Raw genomic sequence first — 3,141 nt, 5'->3', positions numbered from 1 at the left:
CCGGCCGACTCTCCACCACCACCCACCCCTGGCTCACCGACCACCGCGTCAACGACACCACCCTCCTACCCGGCACCGCCCTCATCGACATGCTGGCCGACGTCGGTGGCCGGCTCGGCACGCCGGAGATCGAGGAACTGGTGATCTCCACGCCGCTCACCCTCGCCGCCGGCGCCGCAGTGGACCTGCAGGTACGGGTGACCGCGGACCGGCAGGTCGAGGTGTACAGCCGCCCAGGCCCAGACCACCGCTGGACCCGGCACGCCACCGGCGTACTCACCGACCGGGCCCGACCCGCCTCGACGGCCGACCTCACCGCCTGGCCCCCGCCGGGCGCCGAACCGCTCGAGGTCGCCGGCCTCTACGAGCGGCTGACCGTGGCGTACGGGCCGGCCTTCCACGCGGTGGAGGCGGCCTGGCGAACCCCCGGCACGGTCTACGCCGAACTGCGCCTGCCCGAGGCCGCCGCCGGTCTCGACACCGAGCAGTACGTGCTGCACCCCGTGCTGCTCGACGCCGCCCTGCATCCGCTGGCCGACTCGGGCTTCTTCCCGGACCCCGACACACCGCGGCTCGCGTTCTCCTGGGCGGGCGTCCGTGTGCATGCCGCCGGTGCCCGCGTGCTCCGCGTCCGGGTCACCGCCACCGGCGCCGACACGGTCTCGATCACCGCCGCCGACGCCACCGGGCAGCCCGTTCTGGACGTGGATCAGCTCGTCGTCCGTCCCGTGGACCTCGGTAGGCTGGCCGCTGTCGCCAGCACCGGCGGACTCTACGAGGTCACCTGGATCGAGGTGTCGTCGGGCGACCCGACCCCTGAGTGGGCCCGCTACGAGGACGCCCGCACCGGTGACGTGCCACCTGTCGTACTGCTCCGTGCCCCGCGCGCCACCGAGGGGCTGACCGTGCCCGAGAGCGTGCACGAGGTCGGGCTGGCCGTGCTCGCCGGGATTCAGGACTGGCTGGGCGACGCGCGGTGGGCGGACAGCGCTCTGGTCGTCGCGATCGACGTCGACGACCTCGCCCACCACGCCGTACGCGGACTGGTGCGGACCGCGCAGTCGGAGAACCCCGGACGTATCCGGCTGCTGGAACTGCCGGACGACGACGAGGCCGGTCTCCTGCTCGGAATCGCCGCGCCGGAGGACGAGCCGCATGTCGCGGTCCACGACGGGCGTCTGCGCGCTCCCCGACTCATGGCCGTTCCTGCCCCGGCGCCGACCGACCCGTCTCCGCTGGCCGGTGGCACGGTCCTGGTGACCGGTGCGACCGGTGGGCTCGGCCGGCTCCTCACCGATCACCTGATCGACGCGCACGGCGTGGCCGAACTGGTGCTGGTGGCCCGTTCCGGAGTGCCCGACGCGCGGCTGGCGGAGATCGCCGGCCGAGGTGTGCGGGTGCGTGGGATCGCCGCCGACGTCGCGGACCGGCCCGTCATGGCGGGACTCGTCACCGAACTGGCCGACCGGCTGGTGGGAGTCGTGCACGTCGCCGGTGCCCTCGACGACGGGCTCGTGCAGGACCTCACGCCGGGGAAGTGGCACGCCGCGTTGCGTCCGAAGGCCGACGCCGGATGGCACCTGCACGAGCTGACCGCAGAGCTGGGTCTCGCCGCCTTCGTCCTCTACTCCTCCGTCTCCGGCACCTTCGGCGGTGCCGGGCAGGGCAACTACGCGGCGGGTAACGCCTTCCTCGACGGGCTCGCCGCATACCGCCGGCAGCTCGGCCTGCCTGCCGTGTCGCTGGCCTGGGGCCTCTGGGACGAGGAGGCCGGGATGGGCGGCCGGCTCGGCGAGGCCGACCGCGCCCGATTCGCCCGTGGCGGTACCCGCGCCCTCTCCGCCGCCGACGGCCTCGCGCTGTTCGACGCCGCGCTCGTCGCGGACCAGCCGGCGCTGGTTCCGATCAGCCTCGACCTGGCCGCCGTGCGTGCCGCCCGGGAGATCCCGGCGCTGCTACGCGGGCTGGTGCCCGCACCCGTGCGGCGCGCGGTCGCCGCCACCACCGAAGCCGAGTTCTCTCCTGCGCGCCGGTTCACCCGGATGACGGGCGCGGAACGGGCGGTCGCTCTGCTCGATCTCGTCCGCACCAACACCGCCGGAGTGCTCGGACACGCCGGTGCCGGGGCGGTCGATGCGCATCGGGCCTTCAAGGACATCGGTATGGACTCGCTCACCTCGGTGGAACTGCGAAACCGGCTCGCGGAGGCGACGGGCCTTCGACTGCCTGCCGCGCTGGTCTTCAACTACCCGACTCCGCAGTCGCTCGCCGATCATCTCAGCGCCGAGATCGCCGGTGTGCCGGAGCGGTTGGTGGAGGTGTCGTCGGGTGGTGGGGTGGTGGATGAGCCGATTGCGATTGTGGGGATGGCGTGTCGTTTTCCGGGTGGGGTGGTGTCGCCGGAGGGGTTGTGGGAGGTGGTGGTTGGTGGGGGTGAGGTGGTTTCTGATTTTCCGGTGGATCGGGGTTGGGATGTGGAGGGTTTGTTTGATCCTGATCCGGGTGCGGTGGGGCGGTCTTATGTGCGTCGTGGTGGGTTCTTGGAGGATGTTGCGGGTTTTGATGCGGGGTTCTTTGGGATTTCGCCGCGTGAGGCGTTGGCGATGGATCCGCAGCAGCGGTTGTTGTTGGAGGTGTGTTGGGAGGTGTTCGAGCGGGCGGGTATCGACCCCACCTCCGTACGCGGCGCCCCGGTCGGCGCCTTCATCGGTACCCACGGTCAGGACTACGGGACCCGGGGCGGCGGCGACGCCGACGAGGGCTATCTGATCATCGGCAGGGCGGCCAGCGTGATGTCCGGCCGCATCGCGTACGAACTCGGTCTGGAGGGCCCGGCGGTGACGGTGGACACCGCGTGTTCGTCGTCGTTGGTCGCGTTGCACCTGGCCGTGCAGTCCCTGCGACGGGGCGAGTGCGATCTCGCCCTGGCCGGCGCCGCCTCCATCATGTCCTCGCCGAACGGGCTGGTCGGCTTCTCCCGCCAGCGTGGACTCTCCACGGACGGCCGCTGCAAGCCCTTCTCCGAGGACGCCGACGGGTTCGGCATGTCCGAGGGGGTGGGGGTGTTGTTGGTGGAGCGGTTGTCGGATGCGCGGCGTCGGGGGCATCGGGTTTTGGGTGTGGTGCGGGGGTCGGCGGTTA

1 protein-coding gene is annotated in these 3,141 nt (G+C 72.0%); it reads left to right on the top strand.

The window, feature by feature from the left end:
• Positions 1–3,141, top strand: a 3,141-nt coding sequence (locus ACZ31C_RS32190) for an SDR family NAD(P)-dependent oxidoreductase (protein ID WP_465798500.1), incomplete at both ends; no start/stop codon positions are given.

The sequence above is a fragment of the Micromonospora sp. NPDC023869 genome, assembly GCF_055559695.1.
This window is presented reverse-complemented; position numbering and strand designations above follow the sequence as displayed.